The sequence below is a fragment of the Helicobacter ibis genome, from assembly GCF_027859255.1.
In the GTDB taxonomy this organism is placed as follows: Bacteria; Campylobacterota; Campylobacteria; order Campylobacterales; family Helicobacteraceae; genus Helicobacter_D; species Helicobacter_D ibis.
Map to the genome: position 1 here is coordinate 108079 of NZ_JAQHXR010000001.1, position 14408 is coordinate 122486.

At 32.1% G+C, this 14408-nt stretch carries 14 protein-coding genes and 1 tRNA gene; 11 read left to right on the top strand and 4 right to left on the bottom strand.

Annotated features, from left to right (window positions below):
- Window positions 1–95: 95 nt before the first annotated feature.
- The 8 genes from PF021_RS00575 (at window position 96) to PF021_RS00610 (ending at window position 8282) form a co-directional block, all read left to right on the top strand.
- Window positions 96–971: a fumarylacetoacetate hydrolase family protein gene (locus PF021_RS00575; protein ID WP_271020463.1), complete on the top strand. Its 876-nt coding sequence runs from the start codon at window positions 96–98 to the stop codon at window positions 969–971.
- 127 nt (window positions 972–1098) lie between these two features.
- The gene (locus PF021_RS00580) at window positions 1099–2571 is read left to right on the top strand and encodes a flagellin B (RefSeq protein ID WP_271020464.1); all 1473 of its coding nucleotides are present in this window, start codon (window positions 1099–1101) and stop codon (window positions 2569–2571) included.
- 115 nt (window positions 2572–2686) lie between these two features.
- Window positions 2687–3517 carry a substrate-binding domain-containing protein gene (locus PF021_RS00585; RefSeq protein ID WP_271020465.1) on the top strand — a complete coding sequence of 277 codons (831 nt, stop codon included), beginning with the start codon at window positions 2687–2689 and terminating at the stop codon, window positions 3515–3517.
- Window positions 3517–4365 carry a phosphate ABC transporter permease subunit PstC gene (pstC, locus tag PF021_RS00590; protein ID WP_271020466.1) on the top strand — a complete coding sequence of 283 codons (849 nt, stop codon included), beginning with the start codon at window positions 3517–3519 and terminating at the stop codon, window positions 4363–4365. Before PF021_RS00585 ends, pstC begins: the two co-directional genes overlap by 1 nt.
- Complete coding sequence (gene pstA / locus PF021_RS00595) at window positions 4362–5189, top strand: phosphate ABC transporter permease PstA (protein WP_271020467.1); 828 nt, start codon at window positions 4362–4364, stop codon at window positions 5187–5189. Before pstC ends, pstA begins: the two co-directional genes overlap by 4 nt.
- 1 nt (window position 5190) lies before the next feature.
- Window positions 5191–5949 (top strand): phosphate ABC transporter ATP-binding protein PstB, encoded by a 759-nt coding sequence (pstB, locus tag PF021_RS00600; RefSeq protein WP_271020468.1) that lies wholly within the window; start codon window positions 5191–5193, stop codon window positions 5947–5949.
- Between the two features lie 9 nt (window positions 5950–5958).
- Entirely contained in the window at window positions 5959–6633 is a 675-nt protein-coding gene (locus PF021_RS00605; RefSeq protein WP_271020469.1) for a response regulator transcription factor, read from the top strand.
- The gene (locus PF021_RS00610; protein WP_271020470.1) at window positions 6633–8282 is read left to right on the top strand and encodes an ATP-binding protein; all 1650 of its coding nucleotides are present in this window, start codon (window positions 6633–6635) and stop codon (window positions 8280–8282) included. The genes PF021_RS00605 and PF021_RS00610 overlap by 1 nt, the downstream gene beginning before the upstream one ends.
- Here PF021_RS00610 and PF021_RS00615 read toward each other — a convergent pair.
- From PF021_RS00615 to PF021_RS00630, 4 genes are all read right to left on the bottom strand, one after another.
- Entirely contained in the window at window positions 8279–8818 is a 540-nt protein-coding gene (locus PF021_RS00615) for a YqiA/YcfP family alpha/beta fold hydrolase (protein ID WP_271020471.1), read from the bottom strand. The genes PF021_RS00610 and PF021_RS00615 overlap by 4 nt on opposite strands.
- The gene (gene tpx, locus PF021_RS00620) at window positions 8818–9312 is read right to left on the bottom strand and encodes a thiol peroxidase (RefSeq protein WP_271020472.1); all 495 of its coding nucleotides are present in this window, start codon (window positions 9310–9312) and stop codon (window positions 8818–8820) included. The genes PF021_RS00615 and tpx overlap by 1 nt, the downstream gene beginning before the upstream one ends.
- A gap of 68 nt (window positions 9313–9380) precedes the next feature.
- Window positions 9381–10376 carry a tRNA (adenosine(37)-N6)-threonylcarbamoyltransferase complex transferase subunit TsaD gene (tsaD, locus tag PF021_RS00625; protein WP_271020473.1) on the bottom strand — a complete coding sequence of 332 codons (996 nt, stop codon included), beginning with the start codon at window positions 10374–10376 and terminating at the stop codon, window positions 9381–9383.
- The gene (locus tag PF021_RS00630; RefSeq protein WP_271020474.1) at window positions 10376–10966 is read right to left on the bottom strand and encodes a hydrogenase-4 component G; all 591 of its coding nucleotides are present in this window, start codon (window positions 10964–10966) and stop codon (window positions 10376–10378) included. Before PF021_RS00630 ends, tsaD begins: the two co-directional genes overlap by 1 nt.
- A gap of 62 nt (window positions 10967–11028) precedes the next feature.
- On the opposite strand from PF021_RS00630, the gene PF021_RS00635 reads away from it, so the two are divergent.
- The 3 genes from PF021_RS00635 to PF021_RS00645 all read left to right on the top strand — a co-directional run bounded on the left by PF021_RS00635 (window position 11029) and on the right by PF021_RS00645 (window position 14387).
- Entirely contained in the window at window positions 11029–12099 is a 1071-nt protein-coding gene (locus PF021_RS00635) for an agmatine deiminase family protein (protein WP_271020475.1), read from the top strand.
- Window positions 12100–12162: 63 nt separating this feature from the next.
- Window positions 12163–12247: transfer RNA gene (locus tag PF021_RS00640), tRNA-Leu, on the top strand.
- An 88-nt stretch (window positions 12248–12335) separates the two neighbouring features.
- Window positions 12336–14387, top strand: a complete 2052-nt coding sequence (locus PF021_RS00645; protein WP_271020476.1) for a hypothetical protein — start codon at window positions 12336–12338, stop codon at window positions 14385–14387.
- The last annotated feature ends 21 nt before the right edge of the window (window positions 14388–14408 follow it).

Sequence of the window (14408 nt, forward strand, 5' to 3'; positions counted from 1 at the left end):
CACTGATTTTATACATTGAAGTTAATTTATCCAAAATAGATTTTATATTTGCTTTAAGAATGATATATTAATGGGTATAACTTTAAGGGGTGATTATGAAGTTTGTAAGCTACAAATATCAAAGTAAAGTGTATTGCGGAATCTTAGTAGATGATATGTGCTATTCTTTTTGTGATTTTCTTTTAGAATTTACAACCATGAATGAGTTTTTGCAAAATTATTCACAAGAGGTTCTAGTTAGACTAAAGAGTGGTTCAAACAAGGCAGGGATCAGTATAGATAGTGTAGAGATTCTCTCTCCAATTATCTCTCCATTGCAAGATGTCCTATGTGTTGGGGTAAATTATTTAGAACATGCAAAAGAATCTGCAACTTTTAAAGGAGAGAAATTTGAGACAAGAGACTATCCTGTGTATTTTTCAAAGCGTGTAGATGAGATGGTATCTCCATTTGGTGAGATTCCTCTTAATGGCGATATTACAAATATGCTTGATTATGAAGTGGAATTAGGCGTTATTTTATGCAAGGATATTTATAAACCAAGCAGAGATGAGGTTTTAGATAGTATTTTTGGCTATACGATTATTAATGATATTTCTGCTAGGGATTTACAAAAGAGATATAAGCAATTTTATTTTGGCAAAAGTCTAAAAGGTAGTTGTGTTATGGGACCTTGTATCGTTAGTAAGGATGAATTTAATAATGAGATTCCGTCTTTGGATATACAATGCTATGTAAATGGTGAGCTAAGGCAAAATAGTAATACAAGAAATATGATTTTTAAAATAGATTTCATGCTTTATGAGCTATCACATGCTATGAAGCTAAAGAGTGGGACAATATTATCAACTGGCACACCAAGCGGGGTTGGTATGGGATTTAATCCGCCAAGATTTCTAAAAGGTGGTGATTTAGTAGAGTGCAAAATAGAAAAAATAGGAAGTTTGAAAAATTTTGTATCAAGTATATAAAGTTTTAAAAAATATATCCGATATAATCACATAACCACACAAGAAGGTTGTAAAACTTAACTTGTAAGGTTAAATTTAAAATATGCTAAGCCAAGGAAGGTAAGGCACAAATAAAAAGGAGTTTAAAATGGCTTTCCAAGTCAATACCAATGTTAATGCGTTAAACGCACATGCTCAAAGCACATTCACACAAACAAACCTAGCAAGTTCTTTGCAAAAGTTAAGTTCAGGTTTAAGAATTAACTCTGCTAAAGATGACGCTTCAGGTATGGCTATTGCTGATAGTTTGAGATCTCAAGCAAATGCTCTAGGTCAAGCAATCAGAAATGGTAATGATGGTATGGGTATTATCCAAATTGCAGATAAGGCAATGGATGAGCAAATAAAGATTCTAGATACAATTAAGACTAAGGCTACTCAAGCAGCTCAAGACGGTCAAACAACTCAAACTAGAATTGCGATCCAAGCGGATATCAATAGGCTAATTGAATCGCTAGATAACATCGCTGGTACAACATCATACAATGGTCTTAACCTACTAGCTGGTGGATTTACAAACAAAGAATTCCAAGTTGGTGCTTATTCTAACCAAACAATTAGAGCAAGTATTGGTGCTACAAGTTCTGATAAGATTGGACATGTTAGAAGTGAGACACTGAAATTTAGTGCTACTGGAACTTCAAGTATGACTTTCCAACAAGCTAAAGGCGGAAAAGATGTAGCTTTGGAGTCAGTTATTATCTCTACATCTGCTGGAACAGGTTTGGGTGCATTAGCAGAGGTAATTAATAAAAACTCTGATAACTTAGGTGGAGTGCGAGCTGAAGCTAAGGTTCAAGTTCAAGGGACAGCTATTGGTGGTGGTGATATTACTTCACTTACTATTAATGGTGTTAAAATTGGTGATATTAAAGAAATTTCTGGTGCTGATAGAGATGGAAGACTTGTTCAAGCTATCAATGCTAAGAAAGAAGAAACAGGTGTTGAAGCATCAATTGCTGAAGATGGATCATTGGTTCTAAGATCTACAGATGGTAGAGCTATTAACATAGGAGGTCAAGGCGTATCTGCTGCTGGTATTTCAGTTGGAACGACAGTTGGATCTCTAACACTTACTAGATTAGGTTCAAATGATATTAACTATTCACTTACAGGTAATGTTGCTGCAGTTTCTGGTGCCGCTGAAGCTACAACCACATTAAGGGATTCAAAAGGAATCTTCGATGCTAATGTAAAATCTGCTATCGGTGCAAATGTAGGTATAAATAGTGGAAACGCAAGTTTTGGTGGAGATCTAGGTGCTGGTGTTACAACTTTAAATGGAGCAATGTTAATGATGGATATCGCAGAATCAGCTATTAAGCAATTAGACCAAATTAGATCAGACTTAGGTTCTGTTCAACAACAAATGCAATCAACAATCAACAATATTACAATCACTCAAGTGAATGTAAAATCTGCTGAATCTGGAATTAGAGAAGTGGATTTCGCTCAAGAGTCAGCTAATTTCTCTAACCTAAACATTCTAGCTCAAGCTGGTAGCTATGCAATGAGTCAGTCAAATGCTGCACAGCAAAATATCTTAAGATTACTTCAGTAGTCTTTTTGGCCTCCTTTGGAGGTCATATCTTCTTTTACTCAAACTTTACAAATCTGCTTTTTAAACTTTACAATTTTTTTCTATACTTCATAGACTTAAATTTTTAGGAGTTCTTATGAAGAAAATACTTTTAGGTTTTGTTTCTTTGTCATTGTGTGCAAGTGCATTAATGGCAGAAAATATATATCCTATTTCAAGAGAAATGGGTTCAGGAACTAGAGGGGCTTTTGTAGAAATATTTGAAGTTCATAGAGAAGTAAAGGGTAAGAAAATTGATGCAACTTCAAAAAGTGCAGAGGTTACAAACTCAACAGGAGTAATGATAACAAGTGTATCAAACTCTAAAAATTCAATAGGCTATATTTCTCTTGGATCTTTAAATGATAAAGTAAAGGCAGTAAGTATAGATGGTAAAGCACCAAGTGTAGAAAACATACAAAATAAAAGCTATGTTATTTCACGACCATTCCATATTGTAACTAAGGGTGATAGGAATCCACTTTTGAGTGATTTTATTTCCTACATACTATCAACTGACGCAAAGGCTGTTGTAGAAAAAGCTGGATATATTTCTAATGCAAGTGCTCCATATACAGGAAATAAACCAAGTGGCAAGGTAGTAATAGCAGGCTCAAGCTCTGTAACGCCTCTAATGGAGAAACTAAAAGAATCTTATGCAAAGATTAATCCAAATGCAACAATAGAGATTCAGCAATCAGATTCTACAACAGGGGTGAATTCTGTGGTTGAAGGAATTGCTGATTTAGGAATGGTATCAAGAGAAATAAAAGAAAGCGAATCTAAAAAAGGAATTAGTTATGAGATTTTAGCTATTGATGGTTTGGCAATTATTGTAAATAAAGAAAATCCTATCTCTTCTTTGAGTAAAGAGCAAGTTAGAGATATATTTTTGGGAAATATTACTACTTGGGATAAAGTTAAGTAATGTATTTTAAAGAGATTTTTTTTAAAGGTATTTTTGCCTTTTGTGCCATAGTATCCACATTAGCATTAGCAATGATATGTATATTTTTGTTTGCTAATGCTATTCCTACACTTTTTTCTATTGGTGTTTTGGAATTTATATTTGGGTTTGATTGGTATCCTCTAGATGAAATATTTGGTATTTTTCCTATGATTATAGGCAGTATTTATGTTACTGCATTAGCTATTTTTATAGGTGTGCCTTTGGGAGTTTTGAGTGCGGTTTATCTTTCTCAATTCTGCCCAAAAAGTTTGTCTAAATTTATAATTCCTACAGTTGAGCTATTAGGTGCTATACCTAGTGTTGTGTATGGGTTTTTTGGGCTTGTTGTTATTGTGCCATTCTTAGCAGATGTATTTAGTGGGGTATCTGGTAAGAGTATTTTGGCAGCTTCCTTAGTGCTATCAATAATGATATTGCCAACTATAATTTTAGTGTCAAAAGCTGCTATAGATTCAGTGCCTAAGAGTTATTGCGAAGGTGCATTAGCATTAGGTGCAACAAAAGAGAGAAGCGTATTCTTTGTAACTTTAAAAGCAGCAAAAAGTGGAATCTTATCTTCTGTGATTTTAGGTGTGGGGCGTGCCATTGGTGAGGCAATGGCCGTAATAATGGTAGCAGGCAATCAAGTGCAATTACCGCATAGCGTCTTAGATGGGGTAAGAACGCTAACTACAAACATTGTTCTTGAGATGGGCTATGCCACTGATTTACACAAAGAAGTGCTGATTGTAAATGCAGTTACTTTATTTGTATTTATTTTGCTTATAAATGCTAGTTTTGGTCTTTTAAGCAAGGATAGACGATGAACGAATTAAGAACTGATCTTGTATCACTTATTTTATCATTAGCAATGAAGTTTTCAATGGCTACGGTGCTTTTAGTGTTTTTATTGCTTATTGGATTTATTTTTTATAATGGTTTGGCTTATATTTCTTGGGATTTGTTTGCTTGGGAATATAATAGCGAGAATGTATCAATGATGCCTGCTATTATTAATACTTTGCATATGATTGTTATTGCATTGTCTATTTCACTTCCTTTAGGGCTTTTTGGTGCGATATTTTTGAGTGAATATGGAAATAAAAGGAGTAAAATATTAGCAGTAGTTAGAATAGGTTCTGATGCATTAGTGGGGATTCCAAGTATTGTATATGGATTATTTGGATATTTAGCATTTGTTATTTATTTTGGCTTTAAGACTAGTATTATTGCTGGGGCTTTAACTTTGGCAATTATGATTTTACCACTTATATTAAGAAGCTCTGAAGAAGCATTAAGGGCAATACCTATGAGCTTTAGAGAAGCAAGTTTTGCACTTGGAGCTGGGAAGCTTAGGACGATTTTTGCTATTGTGGTTCCTGCTGCTATTCCGGGTATTTTAGCTGGAGTTATTCTTAGTATTGGCAGGATAGTTGGTGAGAGTGCTGCATTGCTATACACATCAGGCAGTGTTGCTAAGGTGGCATCAGCTATGGATTCTGGTAGAACTTTAAGTGTGCATATGTATGCGATATCTAGCGAAGGATTGCATGTAAATGAAGCATATAGCACGGCTATGGTGTTAATTATAATCGTATTTTTTATAAATTTGCTATCAAATTTCATAGCAAAAAAACTAACTAAGGCTTAATATGGATAAGAAATATTGTTTCAGCATTAAAGATATGAATCTTTATTATGGTAAGTTTCATGCATTGAAAAATATAAATATGCAGATTCTAAAAGGCAAGGTAACAGCCTTTATAGGTCCTAGTGGTTGTGGCAAATCCACATTTATAAAGACTTTAAATAGAATGAATGATTTGGTTGATAATTGTGTTGTTCAAGGTAAAATTTCTTATTGTGGTAAAAATATTTATAAAGATTGTAATGTAATTACTTTAAGAAAAAAGGTCGGAATGGTATTTCAAAAACCAAACCCATTTCCTATGAGTGTGTATGACAATATTGCCTTTGGACCTAGAACGCATGGCATTAAAGACAAAAGCAAATTAGATGATATTGTGGAGAAATCATTAAAAGATGCTGCTTTGTGGGACGACTTAAAAGATAGGTTAAAAGAAAGTGCATTAGGGCTTAGTGGGGGGCAACAACAAAGGCTGTGTATCGCAAGAACTCTAGCTATAAAACCACAAGTAATATTAATGGACGAGCCTACAAGCGCCTTAGATCCTATATCTACTCTAAAAATCGAAGAGTTAATTACTAGATTAAAAAAAGACTACACTATAATAATAGTTACACACAATATGCAACAAGCTGCGAGAATCTCTGATAAAACAGCATTTTTTTGGCTTGGTGAAGTTGTGGAATATGATGATACGGATAAAATATTTAATAAACCAAAATTCAAAAAAACACAAGATTATGTAAATGGAAGATTTGGATAAAGGAAGCTAGTGATTTATATATTAGAAGATGATAAGTCAATTTTAGAGCTTATATTATATGCACTAAAATCTCAAAACATAGAAGCCAAAGGATTTGGCGAACCAAAAGCATTAAAAGAATCTCTAAAAAGCGAAATACCAAATGTGTTAATACTAGATATTATGTTACCAGAACAAAGTGGGTTTAAGATTTTAGAGGATATTAAAAAAAGTGAGAAAACAAAAGATATCCCAGTGCTATTACTTAGTGCTTTAAATAGCGAGTTTGATAAGGTCAAGGGACTTGATTTGGGGGCTGATGATTATATTACAAAGCCTTTTGGAGTAATGGAGCTACTAGCTAGAATTAGGGCTATGCTTAGAAGAAGTGCTAAAAATAAACCAACAAAAGATGATATAGTCTTTAAAAATTTAAGCTACTCTAGTATAAATCATAGCGTAAAGATAGATAACCAAAAAATAGAACTAACACTAAAAGAGTTTGAGATTCTTGGATTATTTTTGCAAAATATGGAGAGGGCATTTAGCAGAGATGAGTTATTAGAGTTATTGTGGGATAATTATAATAGTGAGAGTAGAACGGTTGATATACATATAAAGACACTCCGTCAAAAGCTTGGTTCATTTGGTGAGCATATAAAAACGATTCGTGGTGTTGGCTATAAGTTCTCAAAAGTTCTATAATGCAACAGAAAATTTTTTATTCTATTTTTAGTGCATGTTTTTTATTGTTGCTTATTGTTAATATTTTTTTGATTTTTTCTTTTGAAGCTTTTTTGGAAAGAGAGTTGTTTTTAAAGTTAGAATCCAGTGCTAAACAAGTAAAAGATTCTGCTAATAAATACATAAATGGCGAGTTAAAATATATAAGTCATCATAGATTGACTATTATTAACAATGATGGCGAGGTTTTGTATGATAACTTTGCAGATATATCTAAATTAGACAATCATATATTAAGGCATGAGGTGCAAGAAGCGTTTAAAAATGGGGTTGCTAAGAGCATTAGGTATTCAGATACATTACAAGAAAAAACCCTATATTATGCACTAATGCATGATAATTTAATTATCCGTCTATCAAATACTCACGATTATCTTTTTGGCTCCATAGTAAGATTTATGCCATATTTTATTGTTGAATTTTTTGCATTTTTGTTTCTATCACTCTTACTTGCAAAAGTCCTTACAAGAAAAATTCTAAAGCCAATTATTGAATGCGATATTGATAGTTTGAGCAAGGATAGCTCATATAAAGAATTGCATAGTTTTGTAAAAAAAATAAAATTTCAAAATAAAGTAATAAAGCAAAAGCAAAAAGAAATATTGCTATTAATAGAAAATATGAGCGATGGCATTATATGGCTAAATAGACATGGAAATATCCTAAGCGTCAATAAAAGTGTATCTTTATATTTTAGTGATATAGAATCTACTCTTAGTATATATCAGTTATCTGATTGCACATTTTTAAAAATAGCATTAGAAGCATTAGAGGAATTCAAAAAAAACAAACAACAAGAAAATAAAATTTTGCAATTAAAAATTGCACATTATGAATGTGAAGTAGTCTTATCATCGATTATTTCAAAGAATAAGTTTAAAGGAATGGTGATTGTAATACGCAATATAACAGAAAAAAAGATAGCCCAAAAACTTCAAAGAGAATTTAGTGCAAATGTAACACATGAGCTAAAAACTCCCCTTACTTCGATTCTTGCAAGTAGTGAGATGATAAGAAATAAGTTAGTAGCAAAAGAGGATTTAGATAGTTTTGTAGATAGGATTTATTGTGAATCTAGACGACTTTTGTCCATGATTGATGAAATCCTTAAAATATCATTCTTTGATGAAGGGAAGGAAGATAGATTAAAGAAGATTCGTATAAATTTAAAAAATATAGTTGAGAGAGTGAGTGAGAGATTGAGCTTGATTGCAGAAGGTGCCCTAGTGACAATTAAGCTTGATGTTTGTGATTGCCATATTTTTGGCGTTGAAGATTTAATAGAAGATAGTATTTTCAATATATGTCATAACGCAATAAGATATAACAAACCAAATGGAGAAGTGCTAATTACATTGCATAAAGAAAATGACGCAATAAAACTATCCATAAAAGATACAGGAATAGGGATTCCACAAGATAGTCTACCTAGAATCTTTGAGAGATTCTTCTGTGTTGATAAGGGTAGGAGTAAGAAGCTTGGAGGTAGTGGGCTTGGGCTATCGATAGTTGATACTGCACTAAAATATCACAATGCAACAATAGATGTAAAGAGTGAAGTTGGGATTGGAAGTGAGTTTATAATTACTTTTAAAGAAGTCGAATCTTAGGAGTTTGCAAAGCTTCTAATAATTTCTATTTTTGATTGGAAGTTTTCAAATCTATGGCTTCCACCATCTTCAATTATTGTTTTTGAATCTTTGAATCTCTCTTGTGCTTCTTTGTAGTCTAGGATATTATCGCCCTTTTGTAAGAGTAGTAAATAAAGTTCATAGTTTATGTTATTTGTTTTATAATCCTTTAAGCTCTCTACCAAGTCCAAGCTCCAAAAGAAGTGTTGTTTGTTATATGATATAGGTATTGTGCCAATAGCAGGTAGTAGTGTTTTGTAGGCATTTATTACAGGATTTATTAAGACTGATTTTATTTTGTATTTTTCTGCTAGAAATGTAGCATAATATCCACCTAATGAGCTACCTATAATACATTTTATATTGTTGTTTTTTATTATGTTTTCTGCTAGGTTTATGGCTAATTTTGGGACATATGGCAAGTCTGGCAAAATAGAATTAGGAAGGCTAGAGAAGATTATCCTCCCCTTATAGCACATTCCTATACTTCTAAATCCATGCAGGTATAAAAACATTATTTAATAGCACCAAGAGCAGCTTCGTAATTTGGTTCTGTTGTGATTTCTGATACTATTTCTTTATGCACGATTTCTCCATTTGGATTTACCACAAATACCGCTCTACTTAGCAGTCCTTCTAGTGGAGAACCATCAATAATTACACCATATTTCTCACCAAATTCTTTGCTTCTAAAATCACTTAGTGCAACTACATTGCTAATCCCTTCAGTAGAGCAGAATCTTCCTTGTGCAAATGGTAAGTCAAGAGAGATTACAAATACTTCAGCATTGTTTAGAGATGATGCTTTTTCATTGAATTTTCTTGTTTGTGTAGCACATACCCCAGTATCTAATGAAGGCACTACATTTATTATTTGGTATTTTCCACTAGCACCACCTACTGATTTTAAGCTTAAATCACCAGCTACAAGCTCTACTTTAGGTGCTTTTGCTCCAACTTCTATATTTTGTCCTTTTAGATTTACAGAATTTCCTTTAAAAGTAACCATATTTTTTCCTTTTTTAAAAATAGATAAGTTTCAATTTTTAAATAATTTTGCTAAAAGAAAAATTAATTTTAAAAGCTTTGAATCTTTGGAGTTATCTTTATGTCTTTTATATCTACAAAGTCGCCTATAAGATAAGATTCAACTGCCACTCTACCTATCATTGCAGCATTATCAGAACAAAAGCTTAGAGGTGCTAGTAGTAATTGCTTATTATATGAATCTGCTAGGTTTTGAATTTGTTCTCTTAAAGATAGATTTGCACTAGCACCACCTACGATAGCAAAGTGTTGCCATGTATTTGATTGTTTGTTTAATTCAAAAAAGGTTTTGCACTTTTGCACTATGTGAGAAATTGCAACTTTTTGAAATGAGGCACAAATATCGTTAATAAAATTATCATTGATTGTATTTTTTTCTATTTCTAATCTTACGGCATTTTTTAGCCCAGAGAAGCTAAATGCTAGATTATTTTTGTTATTTAATGGTTGTGGGAGGCTGATATTTGCATTGCCCATTTTAGCTCTTAATTCAACTATCGGTCCTCCAGGATATCCTAAAGATAGCATTTTAGCAACTTTGTCAAAACTTTCCCCAAAGCTATCATCAATGCTTTGTGCAATTATTTTTGTTTCATTTAGTCCTTTTGATTCTAGTAGCATGGTATGTCCGCCAGATACAAGCAAGATTCCAAGTGGAAAGATTGAATCTTTTTCTAAAAATAAAGAGTATATATGTCCTTTTAGGTGATTTACTGATATTAGTGGCAAATTTAGTGCATAAGCTAGGCTTTGAGCCATAACCACACCTTCAAGTAAAGTTACGCTAAGACCGGGTTCTGTCGTTACTGCTATTGCCTTTAATTGATTTAAAAATTCTTTGCATTCTTTTAGAATCTGTGGAAGTAATTTTGCGTGTAATCTACTTGCTAGTTCAGGGACTACACCGCCATAGTCTTTATGTGAAGATTCTTGGGATATTTTTTTGTGGAATATTAGCTTTTTGTCTTTTATGCGTGTGATAGCTATCGAGCTATCATCACAACTACTCTCTATGCTTAGAATCATTACGCATTTTGCTCTAGGACATTAGCACCTAGTGAAGAGATTTTTTGGTCTATTTTTTCTAATGCTTTTTGTATCGTCTCTTTGCTTATATCAGGTAGCTCTCCTCCCCATGCCTTCTCTGCCATTTCATAGCCTTTTAGTATGCCTTCTCTGCCTTGTTTTAGCTTTTCTATATCATCTCCAGCACCTGCTAGGACAAAGTCAGCAATCCTATTTGATGTGTTTTTCACACCAAAGAATCCATCTTCGCTTATTAGCTCTTGTGCTTCTTTTTGTGTTAATTGATTAATAGGTTTTCCATTATAACCTATATCGCTTAGTCCAACACCATTTAAAATATCATCTAAAGTTGGCATTGGTTTGCCACTTGCTGTGTTTCCGATTCCACTTTGGATTCCGAAATTTATAGTAATTTGAGTGATGGAGATTTCAAATTGCATAGTATAGCCATTCATTATTGACTTTGCGTCTAAGTTGGAGGCCACCTCTTTTATTTTGTCTGTATTATTGCTATTGAAACTATTTGCTGTGTTAAAGTCTTTTGTATTTGCATTAAAAGTGTTGTTGTTATTTAATGATGTAATTGCCATAACTTCCTCCGTTAATAAATTTATTATAATAATATCGACAATTTTTTAAAAAAGAGTAACTAATGAAAAGATTTTATGCTGAATGGGAATATCAAGATTGTATTTTATTTAGCTTCCCTCATGAAGATTCTGATTGGAGTGCTTATTTAGATGAGGTAAGAGATGTGTATTGCAAGATTATTTACGAGGTTTTGTGTTGTGAGAGTTGTATTTTAATTGTAAAAAATAAAGATGAATCTAGGGAGTATATTAATAATTACTTTGAGATTCATAAGTTAAAAACTGATGTGTTAGATAGATTATATTTAATTGAGATTCCTAGTAATGATACTTGGACTAGAGATTTTGGGGGGATTACAATTTGCAAAGATGATAAAAATATAGTTCTAGATTATGGATTTAATGGTTGGGGGTTAAAATTCCCAGCAAATTATGACAATAACATAACAAGCAAATTAAGCAAATTTGGAATCTTTAACCACAAAATAAAAACCAAAAAGATAATTTTAGAAGGTGGAAGTATAGAGAGCAATGGAGATGGTATAGTTCTTACTAATACACAATGTCTATTAGAGAAAAATAGAAATCCAAGTTATAGCAAAAAGAAGTTAGCAAAGATTCTAAAAAAAGATTTTGGTTTAAAGGATATAATTTGGCTAAATAGTGGATATTTAGCTGGTGATGATACTGATAGCCATATAGATACTCTAGCTAGGTTTATAAATAAAAATACCATAGCATATATTTCATGTGACAATAAAGATGACGAGCATTATGGATCTCTAAAAGCTATGGAAGAGGAATTGTTGTGTATAAAAAAAGATTCCTCATACAAGATTAACTTAATAAAACTTCCTTTTACTTCTGCAAAATATTATAACAATCATAGGTTGCCCGCTACTTATGCGAATTTTTTATTCATAAATGGTGCTCTCTTGTTGCCTATATATAATGATAAAAATGATGAAAACGCCATAAGTATAATGCAAAATGCTCTGCCAAATCACAAGATAATACCAATTGATTGCTCTATTTTGATACGGCAACATGGGAGTTTACACTGCATAAGTATGCAATTTCCAAAAAATACAATAAATTTTAAAAATCTAAAAGAATTTGTTTTTGATTCGTAAAATAATTTTATATTAAGAATTATGAAGTAAAATAACGACTTTATTTTACTTCTGTAACTAAAAGCGGAAATGGCGAAACTGGCAGACGCACCAGACTTAGGATCTGGCGCCGTAAGGCATGGAGGTTCAAGTCCTCTTTTCCGCACCATTCTTTCTTAATTTTAATTGCTTTGCATTTTATGGATAATTTTAAGTCTTATGATATAATGAGCTATCTTTGTATTTTAAGGATAGTTATGGAGCAATCAACAATCAATCTTTTAAGCAGGTATATGCCTATCTTAAAGAGATATCAATCACAATTTTCTTCTTTGAACACCTTACTTGGAAAGACCACTTTGACTGGAAAAATAAGTTCTTTAGATATTGCTGAAAATTTGTTTGATTATATGGAAGAAACACAAGAGAAGTTTGAGAATCTACAAGAAAAGCTGATAAATACTATAATGAATCAAAGTTTTTTAAATAGATATGAAGAAGCACAAACTTCAATGCAAATTGCAAATGATGTACTACGGGATTATTTTCAAAAATCTTTAGAAGATGTATCTGTATTTATTAGTAGTAGGCGTGTTTTTGAGATTTCTTCACGCATAGTGCCAAATGAGTTTGAGACTGCCACAGAACTAATATCATGCATGGAGAACTTCATGTCATCGGCTAGTGGATATAAAGATATACTTTTGTATAGCAACGATGGTAGATTGATACAATCCTTAAAATACAACGCAACACCAAAAACTAGTTGTGTTGATGTTATTAATACAGATTCAATAGAAAGTTATGAGTGCTTTTACAAAAGGGTAGATTTTTACAAACAAGATGGAAGTAATGAATTTTACTTTGTGGCGCCAATACGAATTGCAAGAGAACAAAGTCCACTAGTTGTTATTGTGTTTGTCTTGAATTTAGAAGCAAGATTTAAGGAATTATCAGAGCAGTTTCCTTATCACTTTGCACATTCTAGGCTTTTAGTGGTAGATTCTAAAAATTCTATATTATTATCTGATTCTACAAAGTCATTTTCTGTTGGTCATTCTATTAATTTTATTGTAAATAAAGACTACTCCTTTGCAGAGTATAAATCTAAAGTATATATGGTAGCAAGCAAGAATATAGATAGCAAAATAGACTTTGTATCTCATTGGAGTGTGTGCAGGATAGTGCCTTTGCAGTCTGTATTTGATATAAAAAAAGAAGAAAAGAATGAAATAGAATCTTATTTGCTTGATTTGGAGACTTCACTACTTATTACAGAAGAGCTAGATGAAGTCATAGTTGACAGCGAAAATATAAATGAAGAGCTTGGCGATGTTGTAATAAACGGTGAAATAATCGCATCAAAAAGACATTCTTACGCACTTAATCCTATTTTGAATAATATAAGAATCCTAAGCGAAGAGATGAATGGACTTTGTTTGGAACTTGCTACTTCTATACAAAAGAGTAATTATGAAACTCTATTTAATATAGTTAGATATTATTCTAAGTATTCTATTGTCTCTGTTAATGAATTGCTTGCAGAGAGTTTGTTGTCTACTATGTGGATTACAAATGCAATAGAATTTAGAAACTCTCTAGTAGAGAAGCATGAGACGAATGAAATACAGGCAAATACTATTAATGAACTAGAATCACTATTAGCAAGACTTAAGGATAGTTATAGTTTGTATCATGATGTGTTGCTGTTTGATAAGAATGGTGAGGTGATTGGTAATTCTAATAATGATTCAAGCCATGTCGGAGAAAAGGTAGCCTTAGATAGTCTAAGACATCATTCTGGTTCTTTTGTAGTGTCTAATTTTGAATCTACAAGTCTGTATGGAAATAAAAATACAATTATTATTTATTGTATGATACAAGATAAGCAGGCACTGCTAGGTGGTGTTGCATATGTATTTAATTCTGAATTGCTGCAAGATATGTTATGCAGTATCTTCCATAAAGAATCTCAAATATTCTCTAGCAAAAGTGAAGTATTTAGTGTAGTATTTGATAATACAAAGACTATAATAGCTTCTACGAATAGTGATTTTAGCTTTGAGGTTTATGGTTTAGAAGATATAGATTTGAAAAATTTTAAGAATTTTAGAAAATTTATTCAAGTGGGTAATAAACATTATCTAATTTGTGGAGAAACAAGCAACGAAAATGAAGTATATACCGAGCATACTAAGAAAAAATTATTTTCTTTAGTTTTTGTTGCTGTAAAAGAGGATAAAGTTGATATTATGGAGGTTGAAAACAGGGAAAATATTGTAGGTTTAGTTGATGTTCAAAATAATTAGAAATTTGTTTAACTTCTATTG